18 protein-coding genes, 2 tRNA genes, 1 rRNA gene and 1 pseudogene are annotated in these 18,261 nt (G+C 58.6%); 8 read left to right on the top strand and 14 right to left on the bottom strand.

Translation table 11 applies throughout. The features are described from left to right. Positions 1 to 17 precede the first annotated feature (17 nt). From IPI80_RS18730 to IPI80_RS18710, 5 genes and pseudogenes are all read right to left on the bottom strand, one after another. A tRNA-Ala gene (locus tag IPI80_RS18730) sits at positions 18 to 93 on the bottom strand. A gap of 26 nt (positions 94 to 119) precedes the next feature. After that, positions 120 to 196 (bottom strand) — tRNA-Ile (locus IPI80_RS18725). Positions 197 to 294: 98 nt separating this feature from the next. Further along, positions 295 to 1,828: ribosomal RNA gene (locus IPI80_RS18720) — 16S ribosomal RNA — on the bottom strand. 683 nt (positions 1,829 to 2,511) lie between these two features. Beyond that, positions 2,512 to 2,781 (bottom strand): annotated as a pseudogene (locus tag IPI80_RS18715) (transposase); the annotation flags it as partial. Between the two features lie 50 nt (positions 2,782 to 2,831). Continuing rightward, positions 2,832 to 3,272 carry a hypothetical protein gene (locus IPI80_RS18710; RefSeq protein WP_413862610.1) on the bottom strand — a complete coding sequence of 147 codons (441 nt, stop codon included), beginning with the start codon at positions 3,270 to 3,272 and terminating at the stop codon, positions 2,832 to 2,834. Positions 3,273 to 3,557: 285 nt separating this feature from the next. On the opposite strand from IPI80_RS18710, the gene IPI80_RS18705 reads away from it, so the two are divergent. Further along, entirely contained in the window at positions 3,558 to 3,836 is a 279-nt protein-coding gene (locus IPI80_RS18705; RefSeq protein ID WP_413862609.1) for a hypothetical protein, read from the top strand. A gap of 31 nt (positions 3,837 to 3,867) precedes the next feature. Here the strand turns inward: IPI80_RS18705 and IPI80_RS18700 are convergent, their stop codons facing one another. From IPI80_RS18700 to IPI80_RS18660, 9 genes are all read right to left on the bottom strand, one after another. Further along, positions 3,868 to 4,647 (bottom strand): cephalosporin hydroxylase family protein, encoded by a 780-nt coding sequence (locus tag IPI80_RS18700; protein WP_413862608.1) that lies wholly within the window; start codon positions 4,645 to 4,647, stop codon positions 3,868 to 3,870. A 5-nt stretch (positions 4,648 to 4,652) separates the two neighbouring features. Then, positions 4,653 to 5,387, bottom strand: a complete 735-nt coding sequence (locus tag IPI80_RS18695) for a class I SAM-dependent methyltransferase (protein ID WP_413862607.1) — start codon at positions 5,385 to 5,387, stop codon at positions 4,653 to 4,655. 66 nt (positions 5,388 to 5,453) lie between these two features. Continuing rightward, positions 5,454 to 6,257, bottom strand: coding sequence for an NAD-dependent epimerase/dehydratase family protein (locus IPI80_RS18690; protein WP_413862606.1), 804 nt, complete (start codon positions 6,255 to 6,257; stop codon positions 5,454 to 5,456). Continuing rightward, positions 6,254 to 6,742 (bottom strand): acyltransferase, encoded by a 489-nt coding sequence (locus tag IPI80_RS18685; protein WP_413862605.1) that lies wholly within the window; start codon positions 6,740 to 6,742, stop codon positions 6,254 to 6,256. The genes IPI80_RS18690 and IPI80_RS18685 overlap by 4 nt, the downstream gene beginning before the upstream one ends. Further along, positions 6,739 to 7,965 (bottom strand): methyltransferase domain-containing protein, encoded by a 1,227-nt coding sequence (locus tag IPI80_RS18680; protein WP_413862604.1) that lies wholly within the window; start codon positions 7,963 to 7,965, stop codon positions 6,739 to 6,741. The genes IPI80_RS18685 and IPI80_RS18680 overlap by 4 nt, the downstream gene beginning before the upstream one ends. Continuing rightward, entirely contained in the window at positions 7,962 to 8,375 is a 414-nt protein-coding gene (locus tag IPI80_RS18675; RefSeq protein ID WP_413862633.1) for a dTDP-4-dehydrorhamnose 3,5-epimerase family protein, read from the bottom strand. The genes IPI80_RS18680 and IPI80_RS18675 overlap by 4 nt, the downstream gene beginning before the upstream one ends. A 142-nt stretch (positions 8,376 to 8,517) precedes the next feature. Continuing rightward, positions 8,518 to 9,576, bottom strand: coding sequence for a CDP-glucose 4,6-dehydratase (gene rfbG / locus IPI80_RS18670; RefSeq protein WP_413862632.1), 1,059 nt, complete (start codon positions 9,574 to 9,576; stop codon positions 8,518 to 8,520). Continuing rightward, positions 9,576 to 10,346 carry a glucose-1-phosphate cytidylyltransferase gene (gene rfbF / locus IPI80_RS18665; RefSeq protein WP_413862603.1) on the bottom strand — a complete coding sequence of 257 codons (771 nt, stop codon included), beginning with the start codon at positions 10,344 to 10,346 and terminating at the stop codon, positions 9,576 to 9,578. Before rfbF ends, rfbG begins: the two co-directional genes overlap by 1 nt. A 129-nt stretch (positions 10,347 to 10,475) precedes the next feature. Next, complete coding sequence (locus IPI80_RS18660) at positions 10,476 to 11,966, bottom strand: PLP-dependent aminotransferase family protein (RefSeq protein WP_413862602.1); 1,491 nt, start codon at positions 11,964 to 11,966, stop codon at positions 10,476 to 10,478. A 101-nt stretch (positions 11,967 to 12,067) separates the two neighbouring features. Between IPI80_RS18660 and IPI80_RS18655 the strand changes: the two genes are divergently transcribed. Genes IPI80_RS18655 through IPI80_RS18625 form a run of 7 tightly spaced genes read left to right on the top strand, consistent with a single transcriptional unit; the run spans position 12,068 to position 18,176 of the window. Further along, positions 12,068 to 12,679, top strand: a complete 612-nt coding sequence (locus IPI80_RS18655) for a LysE family translocator (protein ID WP_413862601.1) — start codon at positions 12,068 to 12,070, stop codon at positions 12,677 to 12,679. Beyond that, the gene (locus IPI80_RS18650) at positions 12,676 to 13,590 is read left to right on the top strand and encodes a DMT family transporter (protein WP_413862600.1); all 915 of its coding nucleotides are present in this window, start codon (positions 12,676 to 12,678) and stop codon (positions 13,588 to 13,590) included. Before IPI80_RS18655 ends, IPI80_RS18650 begins: the two co-directional genes overlap by 4 nt. A gap of 60 nt (positions 13,591 to 13,650) precedes the next feature. After that, entirely contained in the window at positions 13,651 to 14,856 is a 1,206-nt protein-coding gene (locus IPI80_RS18645) for a PLP-dependent aminotransferase family protein (RefSeq protein WP_413862599.1), read from the top strand. Next, the gene (locus tag IPI80_RS18640; protein ID WP_413862598.1) at positions 14,856 to 15,527 is read left to right on the top strand and encodes a glutathione S-transferase family protein; all 672 of its coding nucleotides are present in this window, start codon (positions 14,856 to 14,858) and stop codon (positions 15,525 to 15,527) included. The genes IPI80_RS18645 and IPI80_RS18640 overlap by 1 nt, the downstream gene beginning before the upstream one ends. A 15-nt stretch (positions 15,528 to 15,542) precedes the next feature. Continuing rightward, on the top strand, positions 15,543 to 16,517 hold the full coding sequence (locus tag IPI80_RS18635; RefSeq protein WP_413862597.1) for a PhzF family phenazine biosynthesis protein: 975 nt from the start codon (positions 15,543 to 15,545) through the stop codon (positions 16,515 to 16,517). Between the two features lie 16 nt (positions 16,518 to 16,533). Continuing rightward, positions 16,534 to 17,217 (top strand): VOC family protein, encoded by a 684-nt coding sequence (locus tag IPI80_RS18630; protein ID WP_413862596.1) that lies wholly within the window; start codon positions 16,534 to 16,536, stop codon positions 17,215 to 17,217. Further along, on the top strand, positions 17,214 to 18,176 hold the full coding sequence (locus tag IPI80_RS18625; RefSeq protein ID WP_413862595.1) for a threonine dehydratase: 963 nt from the start codon (positions 17,214 to 17,216) through the stop codon (positions 18,174 to 18,176). Before IPI80_RS18630 ends, IPI80_RS18625 begins: the two co-directional genes overlap by 4 nt. Positions 18,177 to 18,261: the final 85 nt, after the last annotated feature.

Below are 18,261 nucleotides of genomic sequence, written 5' to 3'. Positions count from 1 at the left end.
GATAAGAAGTGAAAGATTGGTGGAGGTGACAGGACTCGAACCCGCTACCTACTGCTTGCAAAGCAGCCGCTCTCCCAGCTGAGCTACACCCCCAAATCCAGAAGGACGTTGGACGACAATGGTGGGTCTGGTTGGTCTCGAACCAACGACCCCCGCCTTATCAAGACGGTGCTCTAACCAACTGAGCTACAGACCCAAGCCGGTCACTTTTGACCAAGTTTGATCCTTAGCCGTTAGCGACAATCTTCCAACAACCGATAAGTGTGAGCGTTCAAATTAAATTGCAGTTTCCAGAAAGGAGGTGATCCAGCCGCACCTTCCGATACGGCTACCTTGTTACGACTTCACCCCAGTCACGAACCCTGCCGTGGTAATCGCCCTCCTTGCGGTTAGGCTAACTACTTCTGGCAGAACCCGCTCCCATGGTGTGACGGGCGGTGTGTACAAGACCCGGGAACGTATTCACCGTGACATTCTGATCCACGATTACTAGCGATTCCGACTTCACGTAGTCGAGTTGCAGACTACGATCCGGACTACGACTGGCTTTGTGGGATTAGCTCCCCCTCGCGGGTTGGCAACCCTTTGTACCAGCCATTGTATGACGTGTGTAGCCCCACCTATAAGGGCCATGAGGACTTGACGTCATCCCCACCTTCCTCCGGTTTGTCACCGGCAGTCTCATTAGAGTGCCCAACTAAATGTAGCAACTAATGACAAGGGTTGCGCTCGTTGCGGGACTTAACCCAACATCTCACGACACGAGCTGACGACAGCCATGCAGCACCTGTGTTACGGCTCTCTTTCGAGCACTCCTCTATCTCTAAAGGATTCCGTACATGTCAAAGGTGGGTAAGGTTTTTCGCGTTGCATCGAATTAAACCACATCATCCACCGCTTGTGCGGGTCCCCGTCAATTCCTTTGAGTTTCAACCTTGCGGCCGTACTCCCCAGGCGGTCAACTTCACGCGTTAGCTTCGTTACTGAGTCAGTGAAGACCCAACAACCAGTTGACATCGTTTAGGGCGTGGACTACCAGGGTATCTAATCCTGTTTGCTCCCCACGCTTTCGTGCATGAGCGTCAGTACAGGTCCAGGGGATTGCCTTCGCCATCGGTGTTCCTCCGCATATCTACGCATTTCACTGCTACACGCGGAATTCCATCCCCCTCTACCGTACTCTAGCTATACAGTCACAAATGCAGGTCCCAGGTTGAGCCCGGGGATTTCACATCTGTCTTATATAACCGCCTGCGCACGCTTTACGCCCAGTAATTCCGATTAACGCTTGCACCCTACGTATTACCGCGGCTGCTGGCACGTAGTTAGCCGGTGCTTATTCTTACGGTACCGTCATTAGCCTCTCGTATTAGGAGAGACCGTTTCGTTCCGTACAAAAGCAGTTTACAACCCGAAGGCCTTCGTCCTGCACGCGGCATTGCTGGATCAGGCTTGCGCCCATTGTCCAAAATTCCCCACTGCTGCCTCCCGTAGGAGTCTGGACCGTGTCTCAGTTCCAGTGTGGCTGGTCGTCCTCTCAGACCAGCTACAGATCGTCGCCTTGGTGGGCTTTTACCCCGCCAACTAGCTAATCTGATATCGGCCGCTCCAATCGCGCGAGGTCTTGCGATCCCCGCTTTCATCCATAGATCGTATGCGGTATTAGCACAGCTTTCGCTGCGTTATCCCCCACGACTGGGCACGTTCCGATATATTACTCACCCGTTCGCCACTCGCCACCAGGATTGCTCCCGTGCTGCCGTTCGACTTGCATGTGTAAGGCATGCCGCCAGCGTTCAATCTGAGCCAGGATCAAACTCTATAGTTCGATCTTGAATTTTTTGCACATTTCTATGCAACTCATAAACTGGAATTAACATGAACTCCATTTCTGAAGTTCGCATTTCTTTTCATTCATGAGCGTTTGTAAGTCAGTTAAGACTTAGTTCCGAAGAACTTGGCAATCGCCTTCAAACGCCCACGCTTATCGGCTGTAAATTTTTAATGAACCGAAGATTCTTCTACGCTCTTCGTTTGCTTTGCTGCGATCAGCGAAGCCTTGAATTATGACACAGTTTTTACATCCCTGTCAAAATCTTATCGGAAACTTCCGTTTTTCTTCAGCACTGCACTTTGGGCCAAAAACCCTCAGCAGGTCTATGACTGTATCATGGGTTTTCCCCTAATTCAACGGGGTTTCCCAAATTTGGTTCAAACTTACAGTTAGGCGCGATAGCGATCTGAGATCTAACCTTGTGGTGGCCAAATTGTTTGGGATGTTGGCGCCGCTTGAATATTGAGCCAGGGCGGGTTGCCAATACTTGAATCAGCAAGTGTGAGTAAGTGTATTCAATGACTGGTTCTACCTGGACTCCTTGTCTTAGATTTTTTCTCAGGGGAAAGGAACGAAGGGCGTAGCCCATAGCGGATTTCCCCTAGTTTGTAGAAGTTCAGAATAGCTCGTCTGGCGGCGCAATTGCGGACGCAGCCTTGCTGTCTTTGCGGGCCGTTGCGAAGAATGGCGCTGTCGTACAGGATTTCCTCGCAAGACAAGTCTGCTAGGTTGAACCAATGCTGGATGAAGTGGATCCGTAGCATGTGCTCCAAACCAATAGGTGGGCGTCCATTGCCAGCCTGGGGGTAATGCGGCTCAATGACTTCGTACAGGGCAGACCACGGCACGATGGCGTCCATAGTCTTGAAGAACTCGTCACGCCGCGTAAGCCTGCGCTAGTTCTCGAAGGTTTGGTCTGCGGCCATTGCAAGGGTTTGTTGCTTCACATACCATAACGCTTCAGACCAACTGAGCTCGGACCTAAATCAGCGAAGCCTTAAACGTCGCGAAAAAAATCGGTCAATACATTGCGTTCAATGGGTTTAAAGAGCAAACTGCCATTAGCCCCTTGAAGTCCGGTCATATTAGCCTCCGTACACCGGTTGATGACGCTCACCCCTTGTGAAAGGATCGTTCCAGCGCGTATCAAACCGCCGCCAATAATTGCCGAATTGGGGTACGTCACAACACCATCTTCCAGCACTGGTGCAGCCCCATGGTTTTTGCCAACTGTGCTGTTTTGGTACAGCACCAAATGGTTTCCATAGCTCGCCTTTGCCAGCACAATTCCGACTGAGTGGCCAATGAAGAAGACCTCAGGCAGTTCAATTTCGTAAAAGCAGTCGATTGCATTGAGCGCCTTGTTCAGTGCAAATAGCTTGGTGCAAACCGTTCTGGTCTGCTCCTTACACCAGATGGTGTTGGCCAGGTAATACAAAAAAATACAGTACTGCGAGGAATGCAACACGTCGAACTGCCCAGGCGCCCCAGCGCCTCGTCCAAGTGCGCATCAATTAGCCGCAGTTGGGCATCCTCACCCATGGGGAAAAAATGCTCCACTTGGGTTCGAACGTAAGTGGCGAGCCGGCTGGCATCCAGGTTGATGATTTTCATGGTGTGACAGGTAATGACGGCAACCAGGGGACGATACGCTGTTCTACCGACGCGGGGCTCCATCCAAACGCCGCTTTCAGCCGGTGAATGCTGACCTGGGCCACTGCTGGTGGCAAGCGATCAAGATCAAATACGATTCGTCACTCACCAGCGTCTGCAAATTCTGCTGGACAAGGCCAAAGCCGCGCAGCCCCAAGCACACACCACCGATGGGCGCATCGACAACCGGCACTGGGCGAACGTGACTGAATTGGCAGAGACTGTGCTCAGCGCGGTGCTCCACGACGCCATGGCACTGGCTTGCTTGGCCGAAGTGGAACTGGCCCATGGCCACAGTGAATTCGCGGTGACCTACCTGCGTTACGCCGCGCAGTCCATGGGAGTATGAAGGCAGCCGCTCGGCGCCCCCTGCGCGATTTCTAGCCCTTGCGGCGCAGAAAACCCTCTGGCGCCACAGTAACCATCAGTTTGTTGGGCCAGCTGGCATCCACCTCGAAGTCAGGGTGCGTTTGCAGCCATTGGCGCAGTGCTGTCTTGGGGTTGTTGCCAACATCCCAGGGGCGGTCGTCGAAAAAGCCCGGCGGCATGTCTTCTACAAAGGTGTCAAACACGACGCAGTAGCTGCCTGGCGTAACCAAGGGTGCGTAGGCCTGTAGTTCCGCCAGCACGTGATCATGGGTGTGCATGGAATCCAGCAAAACCAGCACGCGCTGGTAACCAGCAGCGGCTGCATGGACCGCGGCAATGGTGTCAGGCGCCACAGAAGAACCTTGAACCATCTGGATGCGGCTGGCCATGGGGTGAGACTCGATGGCCGCGCGGTTGTGCGCGCGTATGTCGATATCGATACCGATGACTTTGCGACTGCTCTGGCGCGGATCCAGGGTCGCTCCAGCTTCGATGCCGTCGCACATGTCCAACATGGCCAGGAGGCTGGCACTCAGCACCAGCGACCCGCCGTGGGCAATCCCGGTTTCTATGATGAGGTCCGGGCGCACCTGCCACACCAGTTCCTGCATGGCCACCATGTCCTGCGGGTACTGGATGATGGGGCGCCCCATCCATTCGAAGTTGTAGACATATTTACGCTGCATAGAAGCTTGCAACCAGTCGCGCGACAAGGTGACGAAGACAGCGTCATCGGCAAGAGATACGATACGCTCGGCGCGTTCGCTTTCAAACTGCTCAATAGGATTCATTGCTTTCAATCCTTTTGCTTGATAACCAAACCCTGCCCTGTGGGCAACTCCACTACAAAGTAGCCCCGAGCTGCAAACCAAGGGTCTTCCGCCAATTTTTGTGCGCGGTAACCAAGCCAGCCATAGTCGTCCAGAACCAGCACGGCGCCTGGAACCATACGTTCAAATAGAACGTCCAGCGCTCCAACTTCTGCATCTGCGTTATTGAGGTCGAGATGCATGAATGCAATTTTTTCAGGAGCAACATCCGACAACACGGCTGGAACGCTTCCCTGAGTCACAACGACATTGGGCGCATCCGCAAATCGGTCCTTGACCGACTGGTACAACAGCTTGCTGTGCTCAGGCATGGCGTGGTGCGCCATAGATGGATCATGGTCGAAAAGATCATACAAGTAATACCGCCTATCTTTTTGCCCAGCGAAATTGATGGCATCACAAATAATCCTCGCGGTTGTTCCCTTGTAACAAGCGCACTCCACAAAATCACCATCCAACTTTAATCCGTTACGGGCTCCCCAAACTACCGTAGAAAATCGCCAGAGGATCGCCCGCTCAACGTCGGTCTGCGCGTGTTTCTGAACAGCCTGCATTAGAGGCGCATCCTCTAAAAAACTCAAATTCCTATGGTATGTAAACAAGTTGTCGCCGGAATAAATGCCTTGTTGTCCCTGAATGTTATTTACACATTGTTGTATGCCTTTGACGAACTCAGTCTGGTTGGATATTCCAAAAAACATTGTGGTCAGGTGGTTGAGCACTGCTGGAGGCGGCGGAGTTTTTGAGTGACTGGACATCTCAGCTTTCTAGGTTTGTGATGGGGGGGTCATTGTGCAAAGTGCTTCCAGTGTGGCCCGGGGTTGGAAGTCAAATTCATCGCGAATGCGCTCGACGTGGATTGGCATATAAGCGTGATGCGGTGCGCTTGGCACCACCTCATACTCGCAGCCTGTTGCCTGCACAATGCGCTGCAACCACTGGGCGTGGGTGACCTGCACACCGCTGGCGAAGTTGTAGATGCGCTGTTTGCTGCCCTGCGCAACGCGTTGCAACAAGCCCACCACATCGTCAATGTGAATATAGTCCTTGGCGGTCTGTGGATCACTGCGCAACACCACGCGACCCTGGTAAGCATCTTTTAGCAGACTGTAAACAAAACTCTCTGCATTGCCAGCATTACCACCCACCACGTTGGACAGGCGAGCCACCACGCAGGGCCGGCCTGAGTTCAGGGCCAGACTCTCACCCATGAGTTTGGAAAGCTTGTAAATGTCGTCTGGGTCTTGCGGTAGCACGTGCAACGCCTGGTCTTCATCGGTGTTTGCGGCAGCCAGATACACCCGTGTACTGGACAGATACACCAACCGTTCAAAGTGTGCCTCACGCAAAACCCGCTGCAGCAAGCCCACGTGCGCCTCAACCGTATCCATGGGTCGTGTCCGAAAATCAGCCGTCAGGCCCACGCAATAGAACACGGTGCCCAATTCCCCAAGCAAATAGGTTTCGTCCCCGCGTTTGGGCACATGGCATGTCCAACCCTGGGCTAGCAAATGCTGAACCAAGTGGCGTCCAATGTACCCCTGCCCGCCCAGAACAGTGCACTGTTTCACTGGCGTAGCCCGACTTGGCGCGGTGGTTCACCGGCCCACACGGTGTAGGCGGGAATTTCACCACGCACGACGGTACCGGCGGCCAGCACGCAACCCCGGCGCAGCACCGCGCCATCCAGTAACACGCAGTTGGCACCGATCCACACGTCGTCCTCCACCACAACGCCTCCGCGGCTGGGCAAAAAGCCTTGCTCGCGGATCAAGCGGGATTTGTCTTGGTAAGCGTGGTTGACCGGCGCAAAGGTGCAATTGGCGGCGATGGCAACGTGGTCGCCAATGTGAATGCCGTTGCCGGTATAGATCACGCACCCGGAGTTGATGGCGCAGTGCGAGCCGATGATCAGATCCCCCGAGCCACCCGCCGGCTTGACCTTAACGAAGCTGTCGATCACCGAATGCGCGCCCACCACGATGCGCGTACCGCGCACCGAGTCTTCCAAATCAGCCAACCGAGATACCTGGGCGCTGGGGTGTATCTCGATCACAGCAGCTCCAAACTAGGGACCATCGTGACAAACGTGCCACCCCATTCCCGCACGTAATGCAACTGCTCCATGACTTCGGTTTTCAGGTTCCAAGGAAGAATCAGCACATGGCTGGGGCGGTTGGCCTTCAGGTGCGCCTCATTCACGATGGGGATGCGGCTGCCGGGCAGGTACTTGTTCTGTTTAGCTGGATTCATGTCCACCACATAGGGCAGCAGGTGGGGTCGCACCCCGGCATAGTTGAGCAATGTGTTGCCTTTGGCTGCGGCGCCATAAGCCGCTACACGCCCTCCTTGATCGACTTGATTTACCAAAAATGATAGCAACTCACGTACTATTCGCGAGGGCTGGAGCTGGAATTGACTATAGAACTCTGGCCGTGTCATGCCTGCACCGCTTTCCACTGCCAGCAGCTCGGCAACTGCTGGCTGCACCAGGGCGCGCCCACTGTCCGCGCGCTGGGCAAACACGCGCAAGCTGCCACCGTGTGTAGGCAGCTCCTGTACGTCAAACACGCGCAAACCGTTGGCGGCAAAAATGCGGGTGACCGCTGTGAGCGACAAGTAGGAATAGTGTTCGTGGTAGGCAGTGTCAAACTGGCAGCCCTGTACCATGCGCAGCAGGTGCGGAAACTCAAAGGTGGCCACACCCTGGGGCTTGAGCAACAGGGCAAAGCCCGCCACAAAGTCGTTGATGTCGGGCACATGGGCCAGCACGTTGTTGGCAACGGTCAAATCAGCCTGGTGGCCCGCAGCAGCCAGTTCGGTTGCGAGTTCCACACCAAAAAAACGTTCGATGCTTTCAATGCCTTTGCCTCTGGCCGCTTGGGCGGTGCTGGCTGTGGGCTCCACGCCGTAACAGGGAATGCCGGCGGCTTGCACGTATTGCAACAGATACCCATCGTTGGACGCGACTTCCACCACGCAACTCGCGGCATCCAGTTGAAAGCGGCTGCGCATGGCCTGCACGTAGGCCTGCGCATGGGCTAGCCAACTGCTGGAGAACGAGCTGAAATAGGCGTAGTCTTCGGTAAACAGCGCCTCGCGCCCGGCATAGTCTTCGGTTTGTACCAGCCAGCAGCTTTCGCACGCCATCAACCGCAGGGGAAACCAGGTTTCGGCGGCCAGCAAGGCCTGCTCACTCAGGTAGGCGTTGGACGGCGGAGCACTCCCCAGGTCCAAAAAAGGCAAACGCAACGCGGCGTTGCAATGACGGCACTTCACGGGTGCACTCCTTCAAAATCAGCGGTCAGCCAGGCATGGGATGCGTCGCGGGACGACAAATCGGTTACCGGCAAAGGCCAGCCGATGGCCACCAGAGGCTCCAACGGGTGGATGCCAGCTTCGGCCAATGGGGCGTGGGCGGCAGAGTGGCAATACAGCAACTCCACGTCGTCGGTCAGCGCCTGGAAGCCATGGGCAAAACCCTGCGGTATGAGCATGGCGTCACCATGGTCAGCCACCAGGTGCTGGGCATGCCACTGCAAGAAGGTGACCGAATCCGGGCGCAGATCAACCGCCACATCCCACACCTCACCCTTGGTGCAGCTGACCAACTTGGCCTCTGCATGGGGTACGTTTTGATAATGTAAGCCGCGCACGGTGCCCCGCTTGACCGTGCGGGTGTGGGTGATCTGGGCAATGGGTTGGGTCCAGCCTATAGGCGCTAGCTCCCAGGCGCAAAAATGCGGCTCAATTCACCGCGACTATCGCTTAGCCGCTGGCGCTGGACCAGGTGCAGACCCGTCAGCGGAAGAGGCGTGAAGGTGAACCGACTCATGGCGGCCCCTCATAGGCGGCGATATCGGCTTCACACAGCGCGCGGGCATCTGCGCCTGCATGTTGCGCCTCGTACCACGCCATGGTGCGCTGCACCGCTTCGGTCAGCGTCCAGCGCGGATGAATCCCCAACTGGGTACGCGCCTTGGCGGTTTCCAGTGCCAGCCAGCCCGCTTCATGTGGTGAATTACTATCGATTTCATAGCTTACTGCGTATGTTTCACGAGGGCTACGGGCGAGTTCTACCACTGCTTTTACGGTAGCCGCTTCATCGGTGGGTGGGCCCAGGTTGTAGGCACCCGCCAAAGCGGGTTGTTGCCACAGTGCTTCAGCCAGGCGTAAATAGCCTGCTAGTGGTTCCAGCACATGTTGCCAAGGGCGAATGGCGTCGGGTCGTCGGATGACCAGGGTTTGCCCAGACTGCCACGCGCGTATGCAGTCGGGGATGAGCCGGTCTTGCGCCCAATCTCCGCCACCGATCACGTTGCCTGCTCGGGCGCTGGCCACGGCCAGGCCCTGCTGGGACAAAAAGGCATCGCGGTAGCTGGTAATGACCAGCTCGCTGGCTGCTTTGCTGGCACTGTAGGGGTCATGCCCCCCCAGCATGTCGTCTTCCCGGTAGGGATACGGATGCTCCAAATTGCGGTAAACCTTGTCGGTCGTGACCATAACCGCAACCCGCGTGCTATCGAGCCCCCGCAGGGCATCCAGCACGTGCGCCGTGCCCATAATGTTCGTAGAATAAGTCCGCAGGGGATCAAGATAGCTAGCACGCACGAGTGCTTGGGCAGCCAGGTGCAGCACAATATCTGGCTGGACATGGCGCGCCAGCGCTGCCAGCGCTTGGGCATCTCGGATATCACATACGTGGCTACGCATTGTGGACGCGAGCTTCGCCAGTTCAAACAAATTGGGTGTGGTCGGAGGTGCAAGTGCTATCCCGGTGACATCGGCCCCCAGACACTGCAACCACAATGCCAACCATGCACCTTTAAACCCGGTGTGCCCTGTCAGCAAGACGCGCTTGCCTTGCCAAAAAGACGCATTTGGTTGCATCACCACACTTTCCAGGGCGCATTGCCAGACTGCCACAACTCTTCCAGCAGATTCTTTTCACGTAGTGTGTCCATCGGTTGCCAAAAACCCTGGTGCTCAAACGCCATCAGCTGATTCTGGCTCGCCAGGGATTGCAAGGGAGTGGACTCCCATGGGGTGCTGTCCCCGTCAATCAGTGACAACACTTGGGGCGACAACACAAAAAATCCGCCGTTGATCAAACCACCCTCACCGTGCGGCTTTTCGCTAAAACCGCGCACTGCTGAACCCGTGAGTTGCAAGGCCCCATAGCGGCCCGGCGGCAGCACGGCCGTCACCGTGGCCAGCTTGCCGTGCGTTCTATGGAACTGAATCTGGGCGCTGATATCGACATCGGCCACACCATCTCCGTAGGTAAAGCAGAACGCTGTCTCGTCCTGAACATAAGGCGCCACACGTTTGAGCCGACCACCCGTCATGGTGTCTTCCCCTGTGTCCACCAGTGTGACACGCCAAGGCTCGGCATGGCGCTCGTGCACTTGCATCTGGTTGTTGGCCATGTCAAACGTGACGTCGGACATATGCAGAAAGTAGTTGGCAAAGTACTCTTTGATCAGGTAGCCCTTGTAGCCGCAGCAAATCACAAAATCATTCACACCATGGGCTGAGTAGCTCTTCATGATGTGCCACAAAATGGGCTTGCCGCCGATTTCTATCATGGGCTTGGGCTTGAGGTGGGTTTCCTCAGAGATACGGGTACCCAACCCACCGGCAAGAATGACCGCTTTCATCGAACATGCTCTCCAGAATTATGGGATCGGTCGAATATACGCGGAAAAATCGCAAATGAAGGAGGCCAACTGAAGCCCATTGCCCAAACATTTCATTCGTTGCAACTTCTTGTGTAAGGCCTCTGATAATTAAGGTCCAATGCCAGAGGGGCTGAAACCGACCTCCCCGTTTACACAAAATTGGGGACATCTTTCAGCCCTAATGCGCTCAAACGTTTCCCAAAACTTGGCATCCTGGGTGGTGGCGAAGTTGATGCGCATCAGCGTGCTGGGTTGGCGTTCCGCATGGAACAGGGCACCCGGCGCCAACAGGTAACCAACGTCAAGCATGCGCTGGGCCAGCGCATCGGTATCTACACCCGTCTCTACCCAGCCAAACAGGCCCGCCGGGGGTGTGGCAAAACTGCAGCCGTGGGCCAGCGCCAGCTGCACACAGCGCCCACGGGCCTGGTCCAGCCGGGTGCGGATACGCTCGGCGTGGCGGCGCAGCTGGCCCTGCTCAATGCAACCGGCCAGCGCTTTCTCCAATAAGGCAGGTGTGGTGAGTGTGGCCAGCAACTTGGTATCGATGAAGGCTTCCACCAAAGCGGGCGGCGCTGCCAGAAAACCGACACGCCAGCCCGGCGCCAAAATCTTGGAAAACCCCCCCACGTAAATGGTGCGCTGCAGGCCGTCCAGCGCACACAGGCGTGTGGCGTGGTCGGGCGCAATGTGGCTGTAGGTGTCGTCTTCAACAATGTGGAAGTTGTGCGCGTTGGCCAGTTGCAGCACGCGGTGCGCGCTGCCCGGCGACAGGCAGTACCCAGTGGGGTTGTGGAACACACTCACGCTAACAAACAGCTTGGGGGCATGCAACCCGCAGTAACGGGCCATTACATCCAGGTCGGGCCCATCTGCGCGGCGCGGCACCGGCAGTATGCGCATCCCCAGGGCAGTCAGACGGGCGAACTCAATGGCCCAGCCGGGCTCTTCTACCATCACGTAGTCACCAGCGCGCAGCAAGGTGCGGCTCACAATGTCCAGCGCATGGGTAGCGCCCACCGTGGTTACGATTTGCGCAGGGGTCGCGTGCACGTTGTAGGCCGCCAGCTTGTGCGACAGGGCCTGGCGCAGACTGGCGTCACCCGCCGGGTCACCGTATTGCAGTGACAACGACTGCAACGCCCAGCTATTGGTGACCTTGCGCACCGCCGCTGCCATGAAGCTGGTTTCCAGCCAGTCCGGCGGAAATACGCCAAGACCAGGTTGGGGTAAATCCGAAACACGGTGGAACATACCGCGAATCAAGGCGGTGGCGTTGATGGGCACATGCTGCGCTCCAAAGCCAGCATGTGCTGGCTCTTGTGCTATTGAATTTATAGCTTGCTGTGTAGGTTTGACGAGGGCTAGAGCCATTTCTCGTACATAGAAACCCCGGTTCTTACGGGCCTCCACCAGCCCGTGGGCCAGCAACTGGTCATACGCCGCCACCACGGTGGACGGGCTCACACCCTGCTGCTGCGCACACTGGCGTACCGACGGCAGACGCGCCCCCGGCGCCAGCAGCCGGGTACGGATGCGCTCGGCAAAGCGGGTGTAGAGCTGCTCGGTGAGCGTTTGTGACGCGGCTCTCATCAACATGGTGGCTCCTGGCTGTGTTGCCCAAGACAGCAATACAGATAAACTTTTTGACCGCTAAACTGTACTGCATCTGTGCTGGCTTCAACTATAAAGTGCGAACCATGAACTGGCAAGAGTTATCCGCGTTACTGGTGCTGGCAACGGCTATGAGCTTCACGCCGGGCCCTAACACGACTCTCGCAACCGCATTGGCCGCAAACCAGGGCTTTCGCCATGCGCTGCCGTTCGTCTGCGCAGTGCCAGTTGGCTGGGGCGCTCTGCTGCTGGTGTGCGCTTTGGGACTGGGTGCCTTGGTGCTGGCGCTGCCTTGGCTGGGCTGGGCCGTGCGGATCGGCGGCGTAGCTTACCTGTTGTGGCTGGCCAGCAAGTTGACCCGCGCACGCCAGTTGGGTGAGGCCAATGCGGAGTTGCTGCACGTTGGCTTCTGGCAGGGTGTGACGCTGCAATTTGTCAACATCAAAGCCTGGATGCTGGCCTTGGCCATTGTGGGTGGCTGGATTGCCGGGCGCGCCGACGCAACCCAGCGTCTGGTCCTGGTGCTCCCCATCCTGCTGGGCTTCGCCTTTGCCAGCAACTGCTGCTACGCACTGGTGGGCTCGGCGCTGCGGACCTGGCTGACTGGCCCCAACGGCGACGGCCAACGCCTGGTCTGGTTCAACCGTGGAATGGCTGTGGTGCTGCTGGTCACCGCGCTGTGGATGCTGGTTCTATGACAACAAGCACCAACACCCATTCAATCACCAAGGGGCTGTGGCTGGGTCTTTTGGGCATTGTCATTTTTTCTGTGACCTTACCCATGACCCGCCTGGCAGTGGGCACAGCGGCTGCGCCGCAAATGTCGGGCTTCTTCATTGCCTATGGCCGGGCCGTGGTGGCCGGCGTGTTGTCTGCTGGGTTACTGGTCGCCACCCGAGCCCCGTGGCCTCAACGCCCCGACTGGCTGCCACTGGCCATTACCGCAGCCGGCGTGGTTTTTGGATTTCCGTTATTTACCTCAGTGGCCATGCGTTATGTGGAAGCTGTGCATGCCAGCGTGATTGTGGGCGTGCTGCCACTGGCCACCGCTGCGGTGGGTGCCCTGCTGCATCGCCAGCGCCCGTCCATGGGGTTTTGGCTGTGTGCCGTGTTGGGCAGTGCGCTGGTGGTGGCGTTTGCGTTGTTGCGCGCCTCCCCCCATGCCGATGGTTCCCACGGCGGCCTGGATTTGGCCGACTTGCTCTTGCTGGCCGCCATGCTGTGCGCGGCAGTAGGTTACGGGTATGGTGCGCGCCTGTCGCAACACATGCAGCCGGAACACGTAATTTGCTGGGCCTTAATAATATCCCTGCCCATCACGGTTCCCGCAGCACTTCTAACCTGGCCACAGGCCAGCCTGCACACCAGCGCCTGGCTGGGGTTTGCCTACCTGGCGGTGTTCTCCATGTGGCTAGGTTTTTTTGCCTGGTACCGTGGTATGGCATTGGGTGGCACCGTGCGCGTGAGCCAGGTGCAACTGGTACAACCCTTTTTGAGCATGCTGTTTGCCGTCCCGCTGCTGGGCGAGCGGCTCGACGCCGTCACCATGGGCTTTGGCCTGGCGGTGATTGCAACCGTCTTTATTGGCAAAAAAATGCCGGTGAAGTAGCCAATTTTCTATTCATCAACGACACTCCCGACTCACCACCACACGAGGGCACTTTTGACCATGAAACCCAACGACCTCCCCACAGCCACTCCCTGGACCATGGCGCGCCGCGCCGCCCGCATGAACCCCTCTGTGATCCGCGAAATCCTCAAGATCACCGAGAAGCCCGGCATCATCAGTTTTGCAGGCGGTCTGCCCTCTGCCAAAACCTTTCCCATTGCCGAGTTCACCGCTGCTTGCAACCAGGTGCTGACCACCGACCCGCAAGCCGCCCTGCAATACGCCGCCAGCGAGGGCTTTGCTCCGCTGCGCCAAATGGTGGCCGACCGCCTGCCCTGGGACGTGGACCCAGCCCAGGTGCTGATCACCACCGGCTCACAACAGGGCCTGGACCTGGTCGCCAAAATCCTCATTGACGCCGGCAGCCGCGTGCTGGTCGAAACCCCCACCTACCTGGGCGCGCTGCAGGCCTTCACGCCCATGGAGCCGGAAGTGCTTAGCGTCGGCAGTGACGACGAAGGTGTAGATATTGCGGATCTGGCCAGCAAGGTTGGAGAGGGCGCTAGCAAAGCGCGCTTCCTCTACGTGCTGCCCAATTTCCAGAACCCCACCGGGCGCACCATGACTGAGGCCCGTCGCGCCGCGCTGGTGGCCAAGGCGGCCGAACTGCGCCTGCCCCTGGTGGAAGACAACCCCTACGGCGACCTGTGGTTTGACAAGGCGCCTCCCGCGCCACTGACCGCACGCAACCCCGAGGGATGCATCTACCTGGGCTCGTTCTCCAAGGTGCTGGCGCCCGGTCTGCGCATGGGATTTTTGGTGGCGCCCAAGGCTATCTTCCCCAAGCTGCTACAGGCCAAACAGGCGGCGGACCTGCACAGTCCGGGCTTCAACCAGCGCATGATCACCGAGGTGATGAAAGGCGGTTTCCTGGACCGCCACATCCCCACCATCCGCGCCCTGTACAAAGCCCAGCGTGACGCTATGCTGGAGGCCCTGGTCAAGGACATGCCCAGCGATGTCACCTGGAACACGCCCGATGGCGGCATGTTCCTGTGGGCGCGCCTGCCCGAGGGCATGAACGCCCAAGAGCTGCTGCCTGTGGCCGTGGACAAGGGTGTGGCCTTTGTGCCAGGTGCTGCCTTCTACAACGACCATGGCGATGCGCGCACCATGCGCCTGTCGTTTGTCACGCCCAATGTGGACGAAATCCGCACCGGTGTAGCGGCATTGGCCGCTGCCATCCGCGAACACCGCAGCGCATGATGGCAGAGCACCATGTCGTGCGGTTGTGGGGGCGCATCAGTTCGCTGAACGTGCGCAAGGCCGTGTGGGCCGCACAAGAGGTAGGCCTGGACTTCCAACGCACCGATGCGGGCGCCGGCTTCGGCATCACCACCACGGCCGAGTACCGGCTTAAGAATCCCAACGCGTTGGTGCCTCTGCTGGAGATTGGCGACTTTACGCTGTGGGAGTCCAACGCCATCGTGCGCTACCTGTGCGCACGCTACGGTGCTGCGCTCAACTTATACCCCACCGAACTGGAAGCCCGGTTCGACGCCGAGCGCTGGATGGACTGGCAGCAAACCACGTTCAACCGTGCCGCCGGTCCGGCCTTCATCCAGTTGGTGCGCACCCCGGCGGATACGCGCAATGCCGATGCCATACAGCAATCGGTGGCAGCCACCGAACCCTTGCTGGCCTTGATGGACGCGCACCTGAAAGACCACGCCTTTATGGGTGGCGACAGCTTTGGCATGGCCGACATCCCGCTGGGCTGCGAAATGCACCGCTGGTGGGGCATGCGCACAGCGCAGTTCGACGCCTATGGCATCACGCGCCAAGAATTACAGGCCTTCCCCAACGTACAACGCTGGTTTGGCCAATTGCAACAACGCCCGGCCAGCTGTGGCGTGCTGGATGTCACGTTAAGCTGATTCCAAAAGACCACCATGCAACAACGCCCCTTCAAACAAGTTGACGTTTTCACGGACCAGGCCTACCTCGGCAATCCGCTTGCTGTGGTGCTGGACGGCTCGGGCCTCTGCACAGAAGACATGCAGCACTTTGCGCGCTGGACCAATTTGTCGGAAACCGCGTTCTTGCTGCCGCCCACCCCTGAGGCCGCAGCCCAGGGCGCGGACTACCAGGTGCGCATCTTCACCCCCGGCTACGAGATGCCGTTTGCTGGCCACCCCACCCTGGGCAGTTGCCATGCCTGGCTTGAGCATGGCGGCGTACCGCAAAAGCCCGGCTTGGTGGTGCAGCAATGCAAGGTAGGGCTTGTCCACATCAACCAATCCAGCGGCCGCCCGGCCTTTGCCGCACCACCGCTGCGCCGAAGCGACGCAGCCCTCGAGCTCGTGGCGGCGCTGGCTGATGCTTTGGGCCTGCCGCGCACCAACATCGTGGCCAGCCAGCACCTCAACAATGGCCCGACGCACTTTGGCCTGCTGATCAATGACCATGGTGTCTTGCTGGGGCTGAAACCGGATGCCGCCACGCTCAACACCGTTATCCGCGCTGCAGGCATCAGCGGCGTGGGTGTGGCCACGGTGCAGGCCGATGCGCCTGCGACCGGCCTCGTTCCAGGTCTCATTGGCCGCTCCAACCGCGAAGCGCGTGCCTTTTCAAGCAGTGGTTCAACCGCGTCCCGCATCGCAGACACGACTGAGCAACCCACGGTAGAAGTGCGCTTTTTCTTTGACCATGGCAAGGCCATTGGCGAAGACCCGGTCACCGGCAGCTTCAACGCCAGTCTGGCGCAGTGGCTGATTGCCGAGGGACATGCGCCTCAGCAGTACACGGCAGCGCAAGGCACTTGCCTGGGCGTGCAGGGCCGCCTGCACATCCGCCAAGATGGCAGCGGCCAGGTCTGGGTGGGTGGCGATGCGGTGACCTGCATCAACGGCAGCGTGCTGCTGTAAAACCGAGCTTTCCACCGTGGCCTCACTAGACCATCTGGTCATCATGGCAACCAGCCTGGAGCAAGGTGTGGCCTGGTGCGAAGCTACGCTGGGCGCCACACCCGGCCCTGGAGGCGAGCATCCCTTGATGGGCACGCACAACCGGCTGCTGAAGATCGCCAGCCCTGGCTTCGCGGGTGCCTATCTGGAGATAATTGCTATTAACTCGATAGCTATACCGTCAATATCGACAAGGGAGAGACGCTGGTTTGATATGGATGACTTGGCGCTGCGCGCCCATGTGGCGCAGCACGGTCCCACGCTCATCCATTTTGTCGCCAAGGTGCCGGACGTAACCGACGCCGTGGCCGCACTGGCTACGCAAGGCATAGACCGAGGCACCGTGGTGCAGGCCGCACGCCAGACTGCCACCGGGCTGTTGCGGTGGCAGATCAGCGTGCGTCAGGACGGTCAGCGCCTGTTCGATGGCTGCCTGCCCACACTGATCCTATGGGGCGATACCCACCCGACCGACACCATGCCCGATAGCGGCGTGTCACTGCAGCGGCTGCAGGTGCAACACCCGCAAGCCGCCGCGTTAAATGCCGCATACCAAACCATTGGCCTGCAGCTGGGGCCCACTGCAGTGACCACCGGCCCCGCGCGCCTCAGCGCACATATGCAAACGCCCAAAGGCCTCGTTGAGATCCACACACCATGAACCTGCCCAACTTGCAAGACATAGAAGAAAGTGCCCAAGTGGTATACCGCGCATTCGCCGCCACACCGCAGTACGCCTGGGGGCAGTTGGGTGCCCAGCTGGGCGCCACCTGCTGGGTCAAACACGAAAACCATACGCCGGTAGGGGCCTTCAAAATTCGCGGAGGGCTGACCTACTTTGACCAACTGGCCCGCAGCGCAACCCTGCCCAAAGCGGTATTCAGCGCCACGCGTGGCAACCACGGCCAGAGCATTGGCTGGGCCGCGCGAGCCCATGGTGTGGCCTGCACCATCGTCGTCCCGCTGGGCAATTCAGCCGAGAAGAACGCCGCCATGCGCGCCCTGGGTGTGACCCTGATCGAACACGGTGCCGACTTTCAGGAAAGCCGCGAGCACGCTATAGACTTGGCCGCCGAGCGTGGTGCCCACATGGTGCCCAGCTTTCACATTAACCTGCTGCGCGGCGTGGCCACCTACTGGTGGGAGTTGTTCAAGGCAGTGCCCGATCTGGACGTGGTGTACGTGCCCATTGGCCAGGGTTCGGGCGCCTGCTCGGCCATAGCCGCCAAGCTGGCATTGGGCCACCGCGCCCGCATCGTTGGTGTGGTCAGCGCCCACGCCACGACCTACGCCGACTCGCTGGCCGCCGGCCACGTGGTGGAAGCCCCGGTGACCACGCTGCTGGCCGACGGCATGGCCTGCCGCGTGGCCGACCCCGAGGCCCTTGCGATTTTGCAGGGGCAGATCGACCACATCGTCAAAGTGACCGACGCCGAGGTAGCCCAGGCTATGCGCGATATTTTTGCCTGCACCCACAACGTAGCCGAAGGCGCCGGCGCTGCCGCCTATGCCGCTGCGTGGCAGGAACGTGCGACGTTGCGAGGCCAGAGCGTGGGTATTTCCTTGAGCGGTGGCAATGTGGACAGTGCGATGTTTGCAGAAGTACTACAAAAACAATAGCGATATACGTAATAATGACGAGGGCTGGTGGGCGATTTTCTTCAAAGCCTGGGGCTTCAAGACCATCACGACCTGTCCAGCTAGA

It is taken from the genome of Candidatus Aalborgicola defluviihabitans, assembly GCF_016705985.1.
Classification (GTDB): domain Bacteria; phylum Pseudomonadota; class Gammaproteobacteria; order Burkholderiales; family Burkholderiaceae_C; genus Allorhodoferax; species Allorhodoferax defluviihabitans.
This window is presented reverse-complemented; position numbering and strand designations above follow the sequence as displayed.